The sequence below is a fragment of the Stenotrophomonas sp. 2201_Sma genome (assembly GCF_056486685.1).
Genome location: NZ_CM151329.1, coordinates 1642072 through 1661240, shown reverse-complemented (window position 1 = coordinate 1661240; position 19169 = coordinate 1642072). Strand labels below are relative to the sequence as shown.

General features: G+C 66.6%; 15 protein-coding genes, 3 tRNA genes and 1 pseudogene. 4 read left to right on the top strand and 15 right to left on the bottom strand.

Annotated elements, in window-relative coordinates:
• Positions 1–35: 35 nt before the first annotated feature.
• The 7 genes and pseudogenes from lpxK to ACZLIF_RS07760 all read right to left on the bottom strand — a co-directional run bounded on the left by lpxK (position 36) and on the right by ACZLIF_RS07760 (position 8372).
• Entirely contained in the window at positions 36–1055 is a 1020-nt protein-coding gene (gene lpxK / locus ACZLIF_RS07790; protein WP_053519963.1) for a tetraacyldisaccharide 4'-kinase, read from the bottom strand.
• Positions 1055–2803, bottom strand: a complete 1749-nt coding sequence (msbA, locus tag ACZLIF_RS07785; RefSeq protein ID WP_053519964.1) for a lipid A export permease/ATP-binding protein MsbA — start codon at positions 2801–2803, stop codon at positions 1055–1057. The genes lpxK and msbA overlap by 1 nt, the downstream gene beginning before the upstream one ends.
• On the bottom strand, positions 2800–3222 hold the full coding sequence (locus ACZLIF_RS07780) for an ExbD/TolR family protein (RefSeq protein ID WP_111186049.1): 423 nt from the start codon (positions 3220–3222) through the stop codon (positions 2800–2802). The genes msbA and ACZLIF_RS07780 overlap by 4 nt, the downstream gene beginning before the upstream one ends.
• A gap of 3 nt (positions 3223–3225) precedes the next feature.
• Positions 3226–3894: a MotA/TolQ/ExbB proton channel family protein gene (locus ACZLIF_RS07775; protein WP_053519966.1), complete on the bottom strand. Its 669-nt coding sequence runs from the start codon at positions 3892–3894 to the stop codon at positions 3226–3228.
• Between the two features lie 3 nt (positions 3895–3897).
• Positions 3898–6296, bottom strand: a pseudogene (locus ACZLIF_RS07770) (DNA internalization-related competence protein ComEC/Rec2).
• 59 nt (positions 6297–6355) lie between these two features.
• Entirely contained in the window at positions 6356–7699 is a 1344-nt protein-coding gene (locus ACZLIF_RS07765; protein WP_053519968.1) for a sensor histidine kinase, read from the bottom strand.
• Between the two features lies 1 nt (position 7700).
• Positions 7701–8372, bottom strand: a complete 672-nt coding sequence (locus tag ACZLIF_RS07760) for a response regulator transcription factor (RefSeq protein ID WP_065175867.1) — start codon at positions 8370–8372, stop codon at positions 7701–7703.
• A 137-nt stretch (positions 8373–8509) separates the two neighbouring features.
• Here ACZLIF_RS07760 and ACZLIF_RS07755 point away from each other — a divergent pair, with 137 nt between their 5' ends.
• Together ACZLIF_RS07755 and ACZLIF_RS07750 are read left to right on the top strand one after the other, a co-directional pair.
• Positions 8510–9277: a MipA/OmpV family protein gene (locus tag ACZLIF_RS07755; RefSeq protein WP_128990403.1), complete on the top strand. Its 768-nt coding sequence runs from the start codon at positions 8510–8512 to the stop codon at positions 9275–9277.
• Positions 9278–9305: 28 nt separating this feature from the next.
• Positions 9306–9590, top strand: a complete 285-nt coding sequence (locus ACZLIF_RS07750; RefSeq protein ID WP_065175865.1) for a hypothetical protein — start codon at positions 9306–9308, stop codon at positions 9588–9590.
• An 84-nt stretch (positions 9591–9674) separates the two neighbouring features.
• Here the strand turns inward: ACZLIF_RS07750 and ACZLIF_RS07745 are convergent, their stop codons facing one another.
• Entirely contained in the window at positions 9675–9815 is a 141-nt protein-coding gene (locus tag ACZLIF_RS07745) for a hypothetical protein (protein WP_164972405.1), read from the bottom strand.
• 181 nt (positions 9816–9996) lie between these two features.
• On the opposite strand from ACZLIF_RS07745, the gene ACZLIF_RS07740 reads away from it, so the two are divergent.
• Entirely contained in the window at positions 9997–10338 is a 342-nt protein-coding gene (locus tag ACZLIF_RS07740; protein ID WP_053519972.1) for a hypothetical protein, read from the top strand.
• Positions 10339–10431: 93 nt separating this feature from the next.
• On the opposite strand, the gene ACZLIF_RS07735 is transcribed toward ACZLIF_RS07740, so the two are convergent.
• The 3 genes from ACZLIF_RS07735 to uvrB form a co-directional block, all read right to left on the bottom strand.
• A tRNA-Val gene (locus ACZLIF_RS07735) sits at positions 10432–10506 on the bottom strand.
• A 97-nt stretch (positions 10507–10603) separates the two neighbouring features.
• Positions 10604–10678 (bottom strand) — tRNA-Val (locus ACZLIF_RS07730).
• Between the two features lie 105 nt (positions 10679–10783).
• Positions 10784–12808, bottom strand: a complete 2025-nt coding sequence (gene uvrB / locus ACZLIF_RS07725; RefSeq protein WP_128989575.1) for an excinuclease ABC subunit UvrB — start codon at positions 12806–12808, stop codon at positions 10784–10786.
• A 128-nt stretch (positions 12809–12936) separates the two neighbouring features.
• Between uvrB and ACZLIF_RS07720 the strand changes: the two genes are divergently transcribed.
• Entirely contained in the window at positions 12937–13467 is a 531-nt protein-coding gene (locus ACZLIF_RS07720) for a GspH/FimT family pseudopilin (protein ID WP_128989573.1), read from the top strand.
• A 57-nt stretch (positions 13468–13524) separates the two neighbouring features.
• Here the strand turns inward: ACZLIF_RS07720 and ACZLIF_RS07715 are convergent.
• The 4 genes from ACZLIF_RS07715 to ACZLIF_RS07700 all read right to left on the bottom strand — a co-directional run bounded on the left by ACZLIF_RS07715 (position 13525) and on the right by ACZLIF_RS07700 (position 19165).
• Positions 13525–13601 (bottom strand) — tRNA-Asn (locus tag ACZLIF_RS07715).
• A gap of 124 nt (positions 13602–13725) precedes the next feature.
• A complete protein-coding gene (locus ACZLIF_RS07710) occupies positions 13726–14079 on the bottom strand; it encodes a type IV pilin protein (protein WP_478462496.1) in 354 nt (117 codons plus the stop codon).
• Between the two features lie 23 nt (positions 14080–14102).
• Positions 14103–18680, bottom strand: coding sequence for a pilus assembly protein (locus ACZLIF_RS07705; protein WP_128989569.1), 4578 nt, complete (start codon positions 18678–18680; stop codon positions 14103–14105).
• The gene (locus tag ACZLIF_RS07700) at positions 18677–19165 is read right to left on the bottom strand and encodes a pilus assembly PilX family protein (protein ID WP_065181230.1); all 489 of its coding nucleotides are present in this window, start codon (positions 19163–19165) and stop codon (positions 18677–18679) included. The genes ACZLIF_RS07705 and ACZLIF_RS07700 overlap by 4 nt, the downstream gene beginning before the upstream one ends.
• Positions 19166–19169: the final 4 nt, after the last annotated feature.

Here is a 19169-nt window from a genome sequence, read left to right as displayed (position 1 = left end):
CCAGCGGCGCCTGATTGCAAGCGTCGCCCGGCCGCTCAGTTCGGTCGCAGCTTGTCCAGGCGATCGGTCAGCGCCACCCAGAACGCGGCAGGCAGTTCAGCGCGCAACGGCACGGCGTAATGCCAGTCATTGCCGAACGCGCGGCACTTCACGGCGTCCTTCTCGGTCATCAACACCGGCAGCTGGCTGCCAAAGGACAGTTCCTGCGGCTGGTAGGCATGGTGATCGGCGAAGGCATGCGGCACCACGCCGATGCCACGCGCGCGCAGCATGTCGAAGAAGCGCTGTGGATGGGCGATGCCCGCCACGGCATGCACGCGCTGGCCCTTGAAATAGCCCAGCGGGCGCGCACGCCCACCCGCGAGAGGCTGTGCGGTGTCGATATGCAGGGCCATCGGCCATTGACCGAATCCGCAGGCCTGCGCCGCGCCGTCCTCATCCGTCTGGCCCAGGTTGACCACGCGGAAATCGCACTCGGCAGCGCGGCTGACCGGCTCGCGCAACGGGCCGGCCGGGATCATCCGGCCGTTGCCGTAGCGGCGCTGCGCATCCACCACTTCGATTTCGATGTCACGCGCCAGCCGGTAGTGCTGCAGGCCGTCGTCGCAGACGATCACATCGCAACCGGCCTCGATCAGCGCACGGCCCGCCGCCACCCGATCGCGATCGACGCGCACCGGCACGCCGGTCTTCCAGGCAATCAGCACCGGCTCATCGCCGCCGGTTGCAACCGGCGTATCGGCCTTTACCCACTGCGCCTTGTCGGCGTTCTCGCGGCCATAACCACGGCTCGCCACGCCTGGCGTCCAGCCGGCCGCGCGCAGCCGCTCGACCAGGGCGATGGTCAACGGCGTCTTGCCGGTGCCGCCAGCGGTGATGTTGCCGACCACGATGACCGGCACCGGCAACGTGTGGCGCTTGCGCCAACCACGCTGGTACAGGCGTCGCCGCAGCGCGGTGACGCCGGCATACAACGGAGCCAGCAGGCGCATGGGCCATGGAACCGAACTGCCGTCATACCAGTACGGCGGGGTCTGGGTACCCTTGCCTGCCATCAGTCCTGCCTTTCGCGGAACTGCATGCTGTGCAGGTGCTGGTACAGGCCACCCATGGCAAGCAGCTCATGATGGGTGCCACGTTCGACGATGCGGCCGTGATCCATCACCAGCACCTGGTCGGCGTGTTCGATGGTGGACAGGCGGTGGGCGATCACCAGCGTGGTGCGCTCCGGCATCAGTCGCTGCAGCGCGTCCTGCACCAGCCGTTCGGATTCATTGTCCAGCGCCGCGGTGGCTTCATCCAGGATCAGGATCGGCGCATCACGCAGGATCGCGCGGGCGATCGCCAGGCGCTGGCGCTGGCCACCGGACAGCAGCGCACCGTTCTCGCCCACCGGCGTCTGCAGCTGCTGTGGCATGCGTGCGATGAATTCCCAGGCATTGGCCGCTTCGGCCGCGGCACGGATCTGCTCGTCGGTCGCATCCATGCCATAGGCGATGTTGGCAGCGATGGTGTCGTCGAACAGCATGACCTTCTGCCCGACGATCGCCACCTGCCGGCGCAGGTCAGCCAGCGGATAGTCATCCAGGGGTACGCCGTCCAGCCGGATGACGCCGCCATTGGGCTCGTAGAACCGTGGCACCAGCCGGATCAGGCTGGTCTTGCCGCTGCCGGAACGACCAACGATGGCGGTGACCGTTCCGGGCCTGGCAACGAAACTGATGTCATCCAGGGCGATGCCGCTGTCTTCGCGATAACGCAGCATCACGTGCTCGAACGACAGTTCACCGCGTACGCGCTGCACGACATGCGTGCCGTCGTCGCGCTCGACCGGCATGTCGATGATGCCAAACAGGCGCTCGGCCGCCGCGACGCCACGCGAGATCGAGGTCTGCACGCTGGTCAGGCGCCGCAGCGAAGGGATGATCGCCATCATCGAGGTCATCAGGCCCATGAACTGGCCCGCATTGAGCTTGCCGGCCAGTGCTTCGCGGGTGGACACCCAGACGATCACCGCCAGGGCCAGCGCAGCGAGGAACTGGACCACGCTGGACGCGGCGGCACGCGTCACTTCGACTTTCATGTTCAGCGCGAGCATGCGGTTGGCCAGGCGCGAGTAACGGGCGATCTCATGCGCCTGCGTGCCATGCACCTTCACTTCCTGCTGCGCGGCGAGCGACTGTTCCGCCGTCTGCGCCATCGTGCCCATGCCGTCCTGGATGCCGCGGCTGATGCGGCGGTAGCGCTTGCCGACATAGGACACGATGCCGCCGATCAGCGGCACCACCAGCAGCATCGCCAGGGTCACCTTCACGCTCATCTGCAGCATCACCACCAGCATGGCGATGATGGTCAGGGTGTCGGCGACCACGGTCTTCAGTGCGTCGGCGCTGGCCTGGGTGACCTGCTCGGTGTCGAAGTTGAGGCGGCTGACCATCACCGGCGTCGCCTCGTTGTCGAAGTGCGAAGACGGCAGGTGCAGGTACTTCTGCAGAACCTGCTCGCGCAGGTCGCGGACCACGCTGCGCCCGGTCTTGGCCAGCGTGTAGTCGCTGACCCAGGTGGCCAGGCTGCGCATCAGGAACAGGCCCAGGATGGTCAGCGGAAGGATCACCGCCATGCGCGGCTCCGGGTTGACGAAGCCCCGGTTGACCAGCGGCTCCATCAGCTTGGTGAAGTGATAGCCGGCCAGTGCTTCGACCACCATCGCGATGACCGCGGCCACCATGAACACCCAATAGGCCCGGGTATAGCCCAGCAGGCGTTTGTAGATCGGCCACACCGGCGCGTGTTTGGAACTCATGGACGCACCTCTGGCGCAGTGGCGATTGCAATACGGCGGAAACCGAGCTGACCAAGCGCATCCTGCGCGGTCACGACGGCCTGGTAGGGAGTACGCGCGTCGGCACGCAGCAGCACGGTCTGTTCGCGATCACTGCCCGCCACAGCGGCAATGGTCTGCTTGACCGACTCGACGTCGCTGCGCAGCACTTCCTGGTCATTGATGAAATAGCGCCCATCGGCATTGATCAGCACGCTCAACGAACGCGGTGGTTCATCGGTGTGCTGCTGGCTGGCGGTGGGCAGCTGCACCTGCAGCGTCGAACGCGCATCGAAGGTGGTGGTGATCACGAAGAAGATGATCAGCACCAGGATGACATCGATCAGCGGTACCAGATCGATATGCGGCTCATCCTGGGATCGGTCGTTGCCGATACGCATCGATCAGGCCTTCGCCGGGGCGGGCGCAGCGGCACGTGCAGCCGATGCCGGTGCGGGCGCCATCACGCCGGGACGGCCATCGAGCGTATCCAGCAACGCGCTGGCTTCCTGTTCCATCTCCACTACGTAGCCGTGGATCCGGCCCTTGAAATAGCGATGGAACATCAGCGCAGGAATCGCCACGATCATGCCGGTAGCCGTGCAGACCAGGGCCTTGCCGATGCCACCGGCCAACTGGTTCACATCGCCCACGCCGTGGTCGAGGATGCCCAGGAACATCTGGATCATGCCGATCACCGTGCCGAGCAGGCCCAGCAGCGGGCCGGCCGAGGCAATGGTGCCGAGCGCGTTGAGGAACCGCTCCATGCGGTGTACCAGGTGGCGGCCGGTGTCCTCGATACGCTCGCGGATCTGGTCGCGCGGACGATTGCGTGCTTCCAGCGCGGCGGCGAGCAGCGCTCCCAGTGGCGAGTTGGCGCGCAGCGTCTGCAGATGGGCAGGGTCGAGCTTGCCGCGCGCAGCCCAGTTGCGCACTTCCTGGCCCAGCCCCGGTGGCAGCACTTCAGCGCGCCGCAGGGACCAGAAGCGCTCCAGGACGATTGCCAAAGCCAGTACGCCCAACAGCAGCAGCGGCACCATCGGCCAGCCACCGGCCTTGACCAGTTCCCACACGTTTCAACCCTCCGGCCCAGCGGCCGCCTGTTCGATCGGCGATAGGATAGCAGCCGACCGCGCCCGCCCAGCGGCATCCCACCACCGGGCCGCGTGGATGCGCTGTTCACGCAGCTGCAGGCCTTGTGCGCCAAGCCATATGCGGATCGCGCCGGATTCGGCCGTAGCCAGCACTTCGGCGCCCACGGCGCGCCAGAGCTGCACCACGTCACGTTTCGGGTGGCCAAAACGGTTCTGGTGCCCGGCCGAGACCACGGCCAGCCGGGGAGCCACCGCTGCCACCCAGGCCGGATCCGAACTGCCCCCGCTGCCATGATGCGGCACCAGGACCACGTCCGCGCGCAGCTCGCCGGGCGCCCGCTCCACCAGGCGCCGTTCGGTCGCCGCGCCGATGTCGCCGGCCAGCAGGATCACGCCATGTGCGCTGGCGATGCGCAGCACGCAGCTGTCCTCGTTGCCGGCCGTCGGCACGTCGGGCCCGGGATGCAGCACCTCGAAGTCCACCCCGTCCCACCGCCAGCGAACGCCGCGATGGCAGCTGCCGGCACCGTCGAGGCTGCTGCCTGGGGGTGCCAGCAGCTCCAGGTGCGGCAGCTGCCGGCGCAACCGCGGCAGTGCGCCGGTGTGATCCAGATGGTCATGACTGAGCACCACGCGACCGGGCGGCACCTGACCCAGCGCACGTACGGCCGGCAGCAGGACCCGTTCGTCGCCATCGCCACCGATCGCAGGGCCGACGTCGTACCACAATGCATGCCGTGCCGTACGCACCAGCACCGCCGTGCCCTGCCCGACATCATGCACCAGCAGCTGCACCTCCCCGGCAGCCGGTATGTCACGTGACGGCCATGACAGCGGCAGGCACAGCAGCGCGCCGGCCAGCACGCCGCCGGCCCCGCGCGGCAGCAACCACCAGAACAGGCCCGCCAAGGCCGCTGGCACAGTCCACGCCGGAGCCTCGGCCAGCCACCACATCGCCTGCGGGTGGTCTGCCAGCGGCTGCAGGGCCTGCCAGCTGAGGTCGAACAGCCAGGACGCTGCGCGCCAGGGCCATCGTCCCGCCCCGCTGTACAGGGCATCCAGGGCGGTGCCAAGCAGTGCCAGTGGCACCACCAGCAGGCTCCACCACGGGATGACCGGCAGATTGACCAGAGGCCCAGGCGCGCGGCGCCTCCGAACAGGGCCACGCACAGCGGCAGGAGGCCGAGACTGGCCACCCCCTGGGCCGCGAAGAAGGCCTGCAGGCGGCTCCCCACACTGTCGGCGCTTGCCGTCGGCAGGCACCACAGCAGCCAGAGCACGCCACCGAAGCTGAGCCAGAAGCCGGCCGACAGCACGGACAGTGGTGCTGGCAGCAGCAGCACCAGGGCCGCCAGTGACACGGCCTGGACCACGTCGGGAGGTCGCCGCCCCCCGCGTGCCAGGGCAATCAGCCCGATCATCAACGCCGTGCGTACGGTCGGCAGTTCCGCGCCGGCCACCAGGGCATAGCCGGCCGCTGCCAGCGCGGCGGAACACGCAGCGGCCTGCGGACGCGGCCAATGACGGGCCAGCGACGGCAACAGCCACCACACTGCGCTGCACAGCAGTGCCGCGCAGCCACCCACCAGGCCCACGTGGAAGCCCGAGATGGCGATCAGGTGGGTCAGCCCCAGCGCACGCAACTGATTCCAATCGGTGTCGGACAGCCATCGGGTATCGCCCAGCGCGAGCGCGCGGATGAAGCGCGATGCGGGGCTGGGAACCTGCATTGCAATCGCATCGCTGCTGCGCTCGCGCCAGGCCAGCAGCCCGTCCGGCGCCTGCAGTTCACGCGCACTGCCCGCTGCACGCACCGTGCCGTGACCGGCAATGCCCGCCAGCACGGCATGACGTTCGGCGTCGAAGCCGCCAGGATTGATCCGCGAGCGTGGCGCCCGCAGCCGCAACGGCAACCGCCACTGCGCCCCCGCACGGACCTGATGACGGCCCCCACCCTCAACGCGCATGCGGGTTCCGGGCCATGGATCGCTCCAGGTGATCTGCAGGCGCTTGCCCGCCAGTGCGGGATGCCCCGGTGCATCGCCGACCTGCAGGACGAAACGGGTATGGCCGCCCGCCGTTACCGGCAGATCGACGACGCGCCCGCTGACCACGGCATCGCGGACCGGCATGGCCGGCGGCAGTTGCTGCTGCAGCGTCCATTGACCATGCAGGGCCGCCCACGCTGCGCCGAACAGCAGCGCGGCAACCGCGCGGCCGCGCCACGGCAGCGCCCACCCCAGGCCGGCCACGGTGCTGGCCAGCGCGCAGCTCCAGAGCGGTGGCAACGCGGGCAGCAGCACGCACGCCAGGGCGCCGCTGACGAACGCGGCAGTGCAGACCCCGCCAATGGGAGCGGGCAACGGAGTATCGGCGGCCATCGCATCAGCCTGCCGCGTGCTGCCCCTGCCCTCCTATCAGGCAACGACCCGCGCAGCGGTCAGCGCCGCACGCTGCCGCGATGGAAATTGACCCGGAAGCTGGCGCCGCCGCCGACGGCTTCACCCACACTGACCGAGCCACCGTGATGCTGGACGATCTCCTTGACCAGGTGCAGGCCCAACCCGCTGCCACTGCCCGCCGCACGCAGTCGATGGAAGGGCTCGAAGATCGCCTCGCGGTCGCCGACCGGCACGCCCGCGCCCTGGTCGCTGACTTCCAGCAGACCGGTCCGGTCGAGACGTACGCAGATCGTGCCACGCCCGCCGCCATGGACGATGGCGTTGTGCACCAGATTGGCGATGACCCGCCCCAGCGCCAGACTGTCGCCGTGGATCCACACCGGCGTCTCTGGTGCGTCCACCTCGAAACCGTAGCCAGCGCCCACCACCAACGGAGCCAGTTCGGCCGCCGCTTCGCGCACCACCAGGGCCAGATCCAACCGTTGCATCGCACTGGTGTTGCGATCCAGCCGCTGCAGATCCAGCAGGTGCTCGGCCACGTTGCCCAGGCGAGCAATGTCGGTCAGCAACTGCGATTTCAACTCGCCCTGCGGCAGCTGCGACAAGCGCGCCTGCACCACGGCAATCGGCACGCGCAGCTCATGCGCGGCATCAGCAAGAAACTTGTCACGCGCCGCATAGCCCTGCTGCACCTTGTCGATGGCATCGTTGAACGCCTCCACCAGCGGTGCTACCTCGGTCGAGACCAGCTGCGCGTCCAGCCGCGCGCCCGGCTGGCCGATGTCCAGTTCCTTGGCCTGCTGCGCGGAGCGTCGGACACCTCGCATCGCGCGGTGGATCACGGTCGGCATCACCAGCAGGGTGACCACGATCAGCGGCAGGAAGAACCACAGGCCAATCAGGCGCAGCACCATCAGCGCGCCATCCAGCAGGCCGCCCTTCGGTGCGCCCCCCACCATCACCGTGATGCGACGCCCGTCCTCGTTGCGGATCATCACCCGCGCCACGTCCAGATAGGGCGGCACCAGTGAACCCAGTTCGGTGGCACCCAGCGTCGGCAGCCGCGCCAGCAGCGGCGCATGGATCGCCGGTACCTTGCCACGCTCGAGCCAGGCTCCCCGGTCATCGACGGCGGCGAACCAGAGGTTGCCACCGGCGCGCGCATCCAGCTTCTGCCAGCGTGCCTCGTCCAGCGCCAGGCCCCCATCCTGGCTGTGCACGGCCTTGGCCACCGCCTCGGCGGTGAACATGTCCATGCCCCAGGAATCCTTGTCACCCCAGGTGAGGATCAGTGCGACCACGGCGAACAGCACGGTGAACGCCTGCGCCAGGAACAACCGCCAGGCCAGGCCGAGGGTGATCGATCGGATCGGTCGCGCCATGTCAGGCCTCCGCCAGCAGGTAGCCGACGCCGCGGATGACATGGATCTCCACGCCAGCGCCCGCCTGTTGCAGCGCCTTGCGCAGTTTGGAGATGTGCGCATCCAGCGCGTTGGACTGGATCTCGTCATCGAAACCGTAGACCGCCGCCTCCAATGCGCTGCGCGTGACCGTGCGCCCTTGCCGCATCGCCAGCGCCTGCAGCACCAGCACCTGGCGGCGCGGCAGTGCCAGCGTCTGGCCCTGCACCTGCGCCTGCAGCGATTCGAAGTCGAATTCCAGCTGCCCGAGCCGCAGGCTGGGGGTGACCATCGCCGATGGCCGACGCGATACCGCGCGGATGCGTGCCATCAGTTCTTCGATCGCCACCGGCTTGACCAGATAGTCATCGGCACCGACATCCAGGCCCTCGACCTTGTCCGACAGCGTGCCCTTGGCGGTCAGCATGATCACCGCCAGATTCGGCCGCAACGTGCGTGCGGTGGCCACAAAGGTGGCGCCATCGCCGTCCGGCAGCTGGCGGTCGAGCAGCATCAGCTGGTGCACCGGTTCGCGCAACGCGATGGCGGCTTCGGCGAGGCTGCCGACCACGTCGGCGACCACGCCCTGCCGCTCCAGCCCGGACTGCAGGGCCCGCGAGAGGTCGGGATCATCTTCGACCAGAAGAATGCGCATGGAGGTCTCTGCTGCGGGAAACGGTTCGGATCATTGTGCCAGCCAGGGCCCGGTCGCGCTCCGTGTGCATCGACGCAATGTTGCGACAATGTTGACACCGCAGCATGCAGCCTCATCCCCTGCAAAGCTGTCGATCGATGCCCTTGTCGCCCTCTGCCCTGCTGCGCCCGATGTTGTTCTCCGCCGTGCTTTCGATGCCGCTGCTGGCCCAGGCGGCGGAACAGACACCCGGAGTGAAGGCCGGGATCACGGTCGGCGCGACATCGGGCGCCTACGCGCACTACGACGTCAAGCCATTGGTCGTGCCCGCCCTCTCCTGGCAGGGCGAGCGCTTCTTCGCCAGCCCCGGCTCGCTGGGCATGTACCTGTACAAGGGCGAGGGCCTGCGCCTGTCGGCGGCGCTCACGCCCTACACGCTGCGCTTCAAGACCGATGACGTGAACGATCCAGAGCTGCGCCGCCTGCACAGCCGGCAGATGTCGGCGATGGGAGGCATCAATGCCGAATACAGCGCCGACTGGGGCATCGTCGAAGCCAGTGTGATGCGCGAGATCAGCGGCCATGGTGGCGGCCTGGAATCAAGCCTGTACTACAGCTATCCGCTGCAGGCCGGTCGTTTCACCTGGGTGCCGAGGGCCGGAGTGGTGCACTCCAGTGCGCGCCTGCTCGATTACTACTACGGCATCAGCGACGAGGAAGCACTGCGTTCGGGCCTGGCCGCCTACAGCCCCGGCAGCGCCACCTCGCCGAGCGTGCAGATCGCGGTCAGCACGCCACTGGGCAGCAGATGGCGCGCCACCGGCGTAGTGGCCAACCAATGGTTCGGCGATGCGGTCAAGGACAGCCCGATGGCGCGCCGTGGCAGCCAGACATCCGCCTTCATTTCCCTGATGCGTTCGTTCTGACCGAGCGCTCCCCGGACGAGGAATCCCCATGGCCTCCCCCAGCCCCGCAGCCGATGCGCACGCGATCCTGCGCGCCCCCGATCTGGACAGCGCCGAACGCGCGTATCTCGGCCTTCTGCCGGACCTGGACCACGTCGATGCGCTGACCCGTCGTGCAGTGGGCCTGTCGAAGGTAGCCGACGCGGCACGCGGCTACGCCCTGTCGATGACCCTGATCGGCCTTCGCCTGCAGGAACTGGAGATGGGTGAGCCCTGCACGACGGAGCACCGCCAGGCGACACTGCGCAGCCTGCGCCAGGCCTTCAGCGCCTGACCGCCCCCCAGAACGGCACCCGTCCGCAGCCGATGCGGGCCACGCGTGTCCGAGTGTGCGGCACGCCGGCACGCAGGCGCGCCATCAGCGGCAGGTCGTCCAGGCCAGCACGGCACACAGGATGGCCACCCAGACCACGGCCTTGAACGTGCCTGCCAGCATGTTGCCGCCGAACAACAGGTCGAGCAGCGGGTTGGGCCTGGAAACGGGAACGTGATCGCTCATTGCAGCTGCTCCTTGTGATGGCCGCGATTGCGCGGTCGCCGCAATTCTACGCCTGCCCGGCGCGGATTCATCGGCGCCTGGCTGCGTTTGGCGGCTCGATCCCGGTGTTCGTCGCAGGCCGGCTGTGGTCCCGGCGGCGAAGTGCCAGTCTGCCTGCACTTTCCCGCTGGAGCACCGTGCCATGCCGATGCTTGCCCTGTTGCTGCTGTGCGCTGGCGCGTTCGGTCACGCCACCAGTGCCGACGAGCCCGTGCTGGTCGATCTGCCCCTGCAGTCCGGATCATCGACGAGGGTGGCGCAGCCCGCCATGCAGCGCGAACTGGAACCTGCCAGCCTGCGGCTCTTCCACCTGCGGCAGGATCGACTGCTGCGGGTGGGACAACAATGCCTGTCGCAGGAACTGGCCGATGGCCATCGCGAAATCGTCGGCGAGGCACGCATCATCCAGCTGTGGGAGCGTATCGATGGGCACTGGCGGATACGGCGGACGCTCGTCATTGACCACCGGGCCACGCGGACGTGACATCACGCGACCATTGCGTGCGGTCATGAAAAAAGCCGGCGATCGCCGGCTTTTCGTATTACCACCGCTGCACCGGCAGGGCCGGGAGCCAGGTGGTGGGCGGTACAGGGTTCGAACCTGTGACCCCTACCATGTCAAGGTAGTGCTCTACCGCTGAGCTAACCGCCCATCGTGTTACTGCGGCCCGCCAGCGGGCCTCTTTACGTAAAAACCCGGCGCCAGGGCCGGGCTTTCAATTCACGACCGCCCTCTTTCGAGAACGTCGTGGTGGGCGGTACAGGGTTCGAACCTGTGACCCCTACCATGTCAAGGTAGTGCTCTACCGCTGAGCTAACCGCCCGTTTGGGGTCTGAACGTCCGCGAATGCGTCGGTGCAGGCCGCGTATATTACGGATGCCGGCCCGGAAGCGCAACACTTTTGTGAAGACGTGCGGCACTGTCGCGTTCAGCCCAGGCTGGCCTCCTTCAGCTGTCGGATCTGGTCGCGGACGCGGGCCGCGTCCTCGAATTCCAGGTCCTTGGCGTGCTGGTACATCTGCTGTTCCAGAGCCTTGAGACGCGCCGCCAGCTGCGCCGGCCCGAGCGCGCGGTAGTCGGCCACATCCTCGGCCACTCCAGGCCTGCCCTTGCCTTTTCCCTTGCGCGATTCCTTCTCGGCCGCTTCGGATCGGGCACCTTCCAGTACGTCGGTGATCGGACGCGCCACCGAGCGCGGAATGATGCCGTGCTCTTGGTTGTACTCGACCTGCTTGGCGCGTCGGCGGTCGGTCTCGTCGATCGCGGCCTGCATCGAACGGGTCACCTTGTCGGCATACAGGATGGCCTTGCCGCGCACATTGCGGGCCGCACGGCCGATGGTCTGGATCAGCGAACCGGTGGAGCGCAGGAATCCCTCCTTGTCCGCGTCCAGGATCGCCACCAGCGACACCTCGGGCATGTCCAACCCCTCGCGCAGCAGGTTGATGCCGACCAGCACGTCGAACTTGCCCAGGCGCAGGTCACGGATGATCTCCACGCGTTCGACGGTGTCCACGTCCGAGTGCAGGTAGCGCACGCGGATGCCATGCTCGGTGAGGTACTCGGTCAGGTTCTCGGCCATGCGCTTGGTCAGCGTGGTGACCAGCACGCGGTCGCCAGCCTTGATGCGCTCGTTGGCCTCGCTCATCAGATCGTCGACCTGGGTAGCGACCGGGCGGATCTCCACCATCGGGTCGATCAGGCCGGTCGGCCGCACCACCAGCTCGGTCACTTCGTCGCCCGACTCGCGCATTTCATACGGGCCCGGCGTGGCCGACACGTAGATGCTGCGCGGCGAGCGCGCTTCCCACTCTTCGAAACGCAGCGGGCGGTTGTCCAGCGCCGAGGGCAGGCGGAAGCCGAACTCGACCAGGGTTTCCTTGCGCGACCGGTCGCCCTTGAACATCGCGCCGATCTGCGGAATGGTCACGTGCGATTCGTCAATCACCAGCAGCGCGTCGGCCGGCAGGTAATCGAACAGGGTCGGCGGTGGCTCGCCGGGGCCCTTGCCGGTGAGATGCCGCGAGTAGTTCTCGATGCCGTTGCAGTAGCCGACCTCGGCCATCATCTCCAGGTCGAACTGGGTGCGCTGGGCAAGGCGCTGCGCCTCGACCAGCTTGTTCTGAGCGTAGAGCTGCTCAAGCCGCTCCTTCAGTTCCACCTTGATGGTCTCGATCGCCGCGAGCACGCGTTCGCGGGTCGTCGCATAGTGGGTCTTCGGGTAGACGGTGAAGCGCATCAGGTTGCGCAGGGTTTCGCCGGTGAGCGGATCGAACATCGTGATCTTCTCGACCTCGCCATCGAACAGCTCGATGCGCAGCGCCTCGCTGTCCGACTCCGCCGGGAACACGTCGATCACTTCGCCGCGCACGCGGAAAGTGCCGCGCTGCAGCTCGTATTCGTTGCGGGTGTACTGCAGCTGCGTCAGATGATTGATCAGGTCGCGCTGGTCGATGCGTTCGCCCTTGGACAGGATCAGGCGCAGTGACAGGTAATCCTCGGGCGCACCCAGGCCGTAGATCGCCGACACGGTGGCCACCACGATCGCGTCGGGCCGCGACAGCAGGGTTTTGGTCGCCGCCAGCCGCATCTGCTCGATGTGCTCGTTGATCGAACTGTCCTTCTCGATGAAGGTGTCCGACGACGGCACATAGGCCTCGGGCTGGTAGTAGTCGTAGTAGCTGACGAAATACTCCACCGCGTTGTGCGGGAAGAACGCCTTGAATTCACCGTACAGCTGTGCGGCCAGCGTCTTGTTCGGCGCCATGATCAGCGTCGGCTTCTGGATCTGCTGGATGACATTGGCGATGGTGTAGGTCTTGCCCGAGCCGGTCACACCCAGCAGCGTCTGCTTGGCGATGCCGGACTCGAAATTGCTGGTCAGCTTCGCGATGGCGTTCGGCTGGTCGCCCGCCGGTGAATACGGCGAGACGAGTTCAAAACTGTCGCTCATGATGTTGCCAGATCCCGGGAGCGGTCAGTATACGGGGCATCCGGTGACGGCCGGCTGAGGGGAAGCCGGACACCCCGACGCGCCAACCTCCAATGGAGACCGGCCGGCGGGGCCGGCAGGCTGGGGGCATGCTCCAGACCCTCTGCAACCACCCCGCGCGCAAGGCCCGGGGGCTCCACCTGCCTCAAATGCTGGTGGTCCTGATGATCCTGTGTGTACTGCTGGCCGTGGCCTGGCGCCCCTGGCAGCGGGCGATGCGCCAGCTGCAGGCCGAATCCCTGCGTGCCCAGCTGGTCGGCAGCCTGTCGCTGGCGCGCAGCACCGCCATCACCGAGGGACGCCCGGTCACCGTGTGCGGCTCCGGCGACGGCAGCCGCTGCGACAACCGCTGGAGCCAGGGCTGGCGCGTTCAGGTTGAGCCGTGGGTGGCCAGCGGGGGAATGACCACCCTGCTGCACACCCATGAGAACCGCCATCGCCATGTGGAACTGAGAGCGAGCGACCATCGCGCCCACATCCGATTCCGTGCTGACGGGCGCAATGCCGGCACCAACCAGTCCATCGTGCTGTGCGTGCAGGGCCTGGAACACAGCCGCGTGATCATCAACATCCCCGGGCGGATCCGGAGCCTGCGCCCACGCGTGCCTACGCCCTGCTGATCCGGCGCGGCATGCCCCAACGAAAAAAGCCGCGATTGCTCGCGGCTTTCTCGAAACTGGCGCCCGAAGTTGGACTCGAACCAACGACCCCCTGATTAACAGTCAAGTGCTCTAACCGGCTGAGCTATTCGGGCGGGGTGCGCATTCTAGCCAATTCCAGAAGCGGGGTGCAAGCCCCTTCCACACTCACCGCTGCCGTCTACCAGCACTCCGGGTTGGTCTTGCTGTCCGGCGTCTTTCGGCCCGCCTGATCGAGTTTCAGCGTGCCGCACGCGCCTTGTCCTGGCCGGTTTCCGGAACCGCCTGCAGGGTATAGGTCCCGGCGGTCGCCTTGCCGTCGAACGATATGGCATAGCGGGCCGAGCCCTGCCGCGGCGACTGGCTGAACGGCAGCGAGAATCCGTCGTAGCTGTTCTGCACGGTGTGATGCCGCTCGAGCAGCTGCGCGATCTCGACCAGGTCAGCCTTGGCCATCGCGCGGTGCGTCTTCAGCACATGTCGCTGGTAGGAAGGCAACGCCACGGCCGCAAGCACCGCGATGACGGCAACGGTGATCATCAGTTCGATCAGGGTGAAGCCCGTCACCTGCTGTTGTCTGCTGGATGTGCGCATGGCAGCTCCCGTATTCCTGGTAATCATCGGATCTGGCGCCACGACTGGCGGCCACAGGCACGCTGGCCATACGCGGTATCCGCGCCCGGCGTGTTCAGGGCCACGATGCAGCGGTCCAGCGATCCATCGACCGTGCACTTCGGATCGCTGGGATCGCAGCCCTTCAAGGTAGTGCTGTTGACATTGGTGGACAGCACCGGGGCACCGGTTGCGATGTCTCCGCCGCGGGTCAGCGCACCGGCACCACAGTTGGCGCCGCACAGCGCGTTTCCGCCGACCTCGTCGGTCAAGCCGCTCATCGCCGGCTGGCCGGTCAGCATGTTCAGGCGATAGCGCCAGTTGGTGCCGCCGCCGGTGCCGCAGACCGCCTGCCCGGGCACATAGGTGGTGAACATCACCGCGCCGCCCTGCAGCGTCGGATAGCCGAAGAAGCGCTCACCCTCCACATTGGAACCCACGATCAGGTCGACGTACCAGCCGCGCTTGCTCGCGTAGTCCACGCCGTTGCCCGACACGTCACGGAACCCGGCACCGTTGGCACTGACGGTCTGCCCCACCAGCGAATCACGGCTGGAAATGGCAGTGGAGAGGTTGTCCCAGAGACCATACAGCGTCTGCACCGGCGAATTACGGGTGACTGCATTGTCGTCAGCGGTGAAGTAGCGACCGGTACCGAAGAACAGGCTGACGCCACCGCCCGGCCCCGCCGAGACTTCGATCGCGCCGGTGATCGGCTGGGCGACAGCGCTGCGCACTGCGGTGAACAGCGGCGTGCCGTTGAGGGCCACATTCCAGGCGCTGGGATCACCGCCACGCAGGTCGAATCGCCACATGTTGCCCTGCATGTCGCCGCCGTAGACGGTGTCGGCCAGGCCACTGCTGTTGTGCAGCGCTACCGCGGTGACATGGTTGAGGCCATTGGCGACTGCATACTTGCCCGCCGTAGGGTATACGCGCTTGAGGATCTCGCCGGTGCGGATGTCGACCACATAGAGCACCGGTCGGCCGGTGCTGGAATTGACGCCATTGCCGAACAGGGCGACGAACCGGGGCGGACTGTCCGCATTGGGGCCGGCGACGGGCACCACGACCGGCTTGCCCATGACGAAGCCCAGGTCCGATTCGGTCTTGCCGGAAATCTCCCACAGCACGTTGCTGGCGGTGAATCCGGTGGGATTACTGATATCCAGGGCAAACACCGAACCGTTGCCCACTGCCGTGGCCGACGGCCCGCGCGACGCGCCGCCGCCGCCGGTCGAACCGACCAGTACCGTGCGCCAGGCATCGCCGTAGTAGACGTCCGACGAGGTCAGTCCGCCATCCACGTAGTAGCGATGACCATAGGTAGGGTTGGCCAGCTCCGCCATGTGCTGCAGCGAGGCCGATGGAATGAAGGCGAACTGCTCGCTGCCCGCCGAGGTGCCGGTGCTGGCATTGAAGCCATGCAGCATGCCGTCGTTCGCACCGACGTAGACCATCGACGGTGGGCCACCGTTTGCCACCTTGGTCGCCAGGTAGGCCCGATAGCTCAAACCGAGCGTGGTCTTCCAGCTCACTCCGCCCTGCGCCTGCCACGAGGTGAAGCCGTAGTCGTCCTTGTTGGACACAATCTCCACGCTGGAATTGACGATATCGCCGAGCAGTGAGCTGCGCGGGCGGAAACCGCTCACCGGTGAGCCGCGCAGGTAACTGACCAGATCCGCCACGCTGTGCGAACCGAACCAGTTCGGCACCGTGTTGAGCCCCATGTTGCCGAGCTTCTCGGCGCGATCACGCCCGGGAACGTTGTCGGCAGTGAAATCGGCCGCTGCCACCGGCACCAGCTGGTTGGACGTGTTTACATAGGTCGGTGCGGTCGACATCACGATGGTCCGCCCGGAGGCGCTCATCTTGGTCGACGCACGCCACAGTTCAGCGCCGGCGCCACCGGTGTTCGTGGTCTGGCTGGCGATGACATCACCGGTCCAGTCGTTCGAGCCCGACGGCACCGTGTAGTGCGCGGACACGGTGAAGGAGCCGGCGTTGACACGGGCGCCGGTGCCGCTGCCACCGACCGGGGCCTCGCCAGCCGCAGCGCTGTCGAAGATCGATTCCAGCGCGGACTTCAGCTTGGCCGGATTGCGCGCCAGGAAGTAGTTGTCCGGTACACCGGGCACCTTGCTGTCCCACTTCTTGCCTTCCGGCACGCCGTACTTGGCGGCGTACCACAGCGGGCTTTCCAGCTGCCCGGCCTGACCGCTGCCCAGCTTGTAGCGCGTCACGACCGCACCGGTCCAGCTGCTTGGCGGATCGGCGGTGGTGCTCAGTACCGAGCCATTGCGGTTGCCGGGGCGCAACACCAGCCGCTGCACGTTGTCAGCGGCATTGGAGCCCACGATCGTGTAGCCGGTCAGCATCGCGTTGCCCGCATACGCAGACAGATTCTCGATGCGCACCAGGACCTCATCCGCGCCCACCTTGTTGCGCACCGCATTGTTGCGGCACTCGGCGCTGGTCGAGCGCCAGCAGATGTTGCGGAACGGTGTTGCACTGCCTTCGTCGCAGGTGTCGCCTACGCAGTAGCTGAGCATGGAGACCACGTCGTTGTCGTGGTCGTTGCCCCACAGCGAATCTTCCCAGACCAGCGAGAAACTGCCGGCCTTGCCGTCTGCGCGATAGTTACGGCCATACACGTACTTGGGGTCAACGGACGAGGCCTTGGTGCCCACGCCGACCGAGCCGAGGAAACAGCTGCGCCAGCCGCTGCTGTTGATGCCCGCCCCTTCGGTGTTGTTGGCCTGGCACAGGGGGGCCAGGGTGATCTTGCCATTGCCCACCGGAATCTCGAACTTCGGCAGGCTCTCGGCCATGGCCACTGTGTAGGTGGTGGCGGTCAGCTTGTAGGTGTTGGGTTTGCTCTGCACACCCGGACGCAGATCGGTCTCGGCAGCAGCCTTGGCCAGCCCCGAGATCAGGTAGCTGCCTTCCGTGGACGGCACGTCCGGGCAGATGCCGCGCACGAGCGAAAGGCCTGTCACCTTGACCGCACGGCAGATGTCCTCATGGGTGTTGATCGAGGCATAGCGATTGGTCAGGCCGACACGGCCTGCCATGTAGCTGCCACCGGTGATGTTCTCCTGGTTGCCGATCGCATCGGTCGCCGCCGCTGCCGTGGTCAGGCCAGTGACCGTACCGATGTTGTCGCTGTCGAAGGACGGCAGGCCCGAGGACATCACCAGGATGTTGCAGGTAGCGCAGTAGGAGTTGCCGCCGTCGTTCGGCGAGCGGTACGGATCCTTCCAGGCCACCGAATTGGGCAGGCCGCTGAGATCACCGCTGGCGCTGTAGATTCCCTTCGTTTCCCCCTTGATGTAGCGCAGCGCTTCGGCATACATCTCCGCCAACGGATTGCCCCAGGCGCTGCACTTCTTGGATGCGTTGCCCGGGTCGGTCAGGTTGCCCCGGCCGTCGAAGCCCTGGCGATTCAGGATGCTGTAGTCGTCACAGTCAGTCCATTTGTCCTTCCAGTTCCACTGGTCGATGCGGAAGTTGGAGATCGTATTGATGATGCCCTCGGCCCCGCCCGTCAGCGTGTTGCAGAACTGGCCATTGGACAGGTTGATCTCGTCGCCGGCTGCGCAGAAGGTCGTGCCGTTGCCGGCGATCTTGCCGATGTTGCGACGGACCACGCCGCCATCGCGCGGATTGACATAGGTGCCGGTGACCAGACCAAACCGCAGACGGCCACTTTCACCATAGGACTGCAGCAGTCCCGCCGGTTTCAGGTAGTCCCGGGTGCCGTCGTTGTACTTGCGGCAGAACGCTTCCTGGAAGGTTCCAGAACCGGTGGCGCAGACTTCAACCCGGACATTCAGGTCGGCCGCGACCGATCGGGGGGAGTCATCCTTGCCCTCGTCGCTGCGCCCCACGATGCACTGATAGCCGGCAGTCGAGGCCCATTCACCCCAGCTGCCACTGGCAACGCGCATCAGCGGTGCGCCGGTGGCACTGATGCTGGCATTGCAGAACGACATGGTCGTCTTGTACGGGGTGAAGTTGTTGATGTCGGCGCCGCTGTACACCTTGACCCAGGCGTGCAGGTCGTTGGGAATCTGCGCCCGCTCCAGCACCGTCTTGCTGGCGGTATCGGTGATGCGATGGCCGCCGTACAGCACGTAGCGCATCACATCCAGGCGGCTCATGGTCGCCCAGTTGAGGAAGTTGCCGGACCAGGTACCCGAACAGGTGTGTCTCTGCGTGCCGGTCGCCTTGGCCGTGGCCTTGAACTGGCTGCTGCTGTACGTGTAGCAGAGATTGGAGTCGAAGTACCCGGAGTAGTCGAATTTGTCCTGGTAAGTGGTGTCGAGCGTGCCGTCCTCGTCCAGATCGCTGTAGTCGCTGTAGGCCTTGTTGAACAGCTGCTCGTCGCGCGACATCACCATCATCATCAGCGGCGGCTGTGTCTTCTTGCTGTAGAGCGGCTCCTGCGCGATGTCATAGTCGCCAAGCGCAGCGAACAGCGGATAGACCAGTGCGCCCACGCCCACCAGCACGGCAGCGGCGGTGCCTGCACGCAGCCACGGGGAGGAGACAAGGCGGGAGAATCGGCGCGGAGTATTCATGGAATGAAGATCGTGTCGATGACGGCGCTGGAAGAAGGATTGGCCGGATCGTCACTGGCCAACACGGTGATCTGGTAGATGTTCTCGGTCTCTTCGTTCTTGCGCCGCCCCAGGCCCAGCGGCCCGACCGGCACGCATTTGTCCAGGCGGCGGGTATTGATCGCCGTTGCCGTGGTCTTGCCATCGGCCCAGGTCGCCGGGTCGAACACCGGGCTGCACTCTTCCTGGTTGGCCTCGAAGATCTTGCCGCTGTCGATGACCGCCTGGATCGCCGCTTCCTGCGAACGTACATCGGCCTCGGCGTTCTGGAACGCCTGGTTCGAGCGCAGGTAGTTGGCGGCCATGCGCTCCTGCATGCCGGTCACCTGCATGCCGGCGATGCCGATCAGGGCCAGCAGGATCAACATGATCAGAGCGACATACAGCACCGCGCCGCGCTGTTGGCGGTGCGATGCGAAGGAGGGGGGGCGCGGGCGCGGATGCATGGTG

Bases quoted from the DNA above. Each gene is read 5' to 3' on its own strand.
- lpxK (WP_053519963.1), bottom strand. From the start codon at position 1,055: ATGGCAGGCAAGGGTACCCAGACCCCGCCGTACTGGTATGACGGCAGT.
- ACZLIF_RS07760 (WP_065175867.1), bottom strand. From the start codon at position 8,372: ATGCGCATTCTTCTGGTCGAAGATGATCCCGACCTCTCGCGGGCCCTG.
- ACZLIF_RS07745 (WP_164972405.1), bottom strand. From the start codon at position 9,815: ATGAGCGATCACGTTCCCGTTTCCAGGCCCAACCCGCTGCTCGACCTG.
- ACZLIF_RS07705 (WP_128989569.1), bottom strand. From the start codon at position 18,680: ATGAATACTCCGCGCCGATTCTCCCGCCTTGTCTCCTCCCCGTGGCTG.
- ACZLIF_RS07765 (WP_053519968.1), bottom strand. From the start codon at position 7,699: ATGGCGCGACCGATCCGATCGATCACCCTCGGCCTGGCCTGGCGGTTG.
- ACZLIF_RS07720 (WP_128989573.1), top strand. From the start codon at position 12,937: ATGCTCCAGACCCTCTGCAACCACCCCGCGCGCAAGGCCCGGGGGCTC.
- ACZLIF_RS07750 (WP_065175865.1), top strand. From the start codon at position 9,306: ATGGCCTCCCCCAGCCCCGCAGCCGATGCGCACGCGATCCTGCGCGCC.
- ACZLIF_RS07755 (WP_128990403.1), top strand. From the start codon at position 8,510: ATGCCCTTGTCGCCCTCTGCCCTGCTGCGCCCGATGTTGTTCTCCGCC.
- ACZLIF_RS07700 (WP_065181230.1), bottom strand. From the start codon at position 19,165: ATGCATCCGCGCCCGCGCCCCCCCTCCTTCGCATCGCACCGCCAACAG.
- uvrB (WP_128989575.1), bottom strand. From the start codon at position 12,808: ATGAGCGACAGTTTTGAACTCGTCTCGCCGTATTCACCGGCGGGCGAC.
- ACZLIF_RS07740 (WP_053519972.1), top strand. From the start codon at position 9,997: ATGCCGATGCTTGCCCTGTTGCTGCTGTGCGCTGGCGCGTTCGGTCAC.
- ACZLIF_RS07780 (WP_111186049.1), bottom strand. From the start codon at position 3,222: ATGCGTATCGGCAACGACCGATCCCAGGATGAGCCGCATATCGATCTG.
- ACZLIF_RS07710 (WP_478462496.1), bottom strand. From the start codon at position 14,079: ATGCGCACATCCAGCAGACAACAGCAGGTGACGGGCTTCACCCTGATC.
- msbA (WP_053519964.1), bottom strand. From the start codon at position 2,803: ATGAGTTCCAAACACGCGCCGGTGTGGCCGATCTACAAACGCCTGCTG.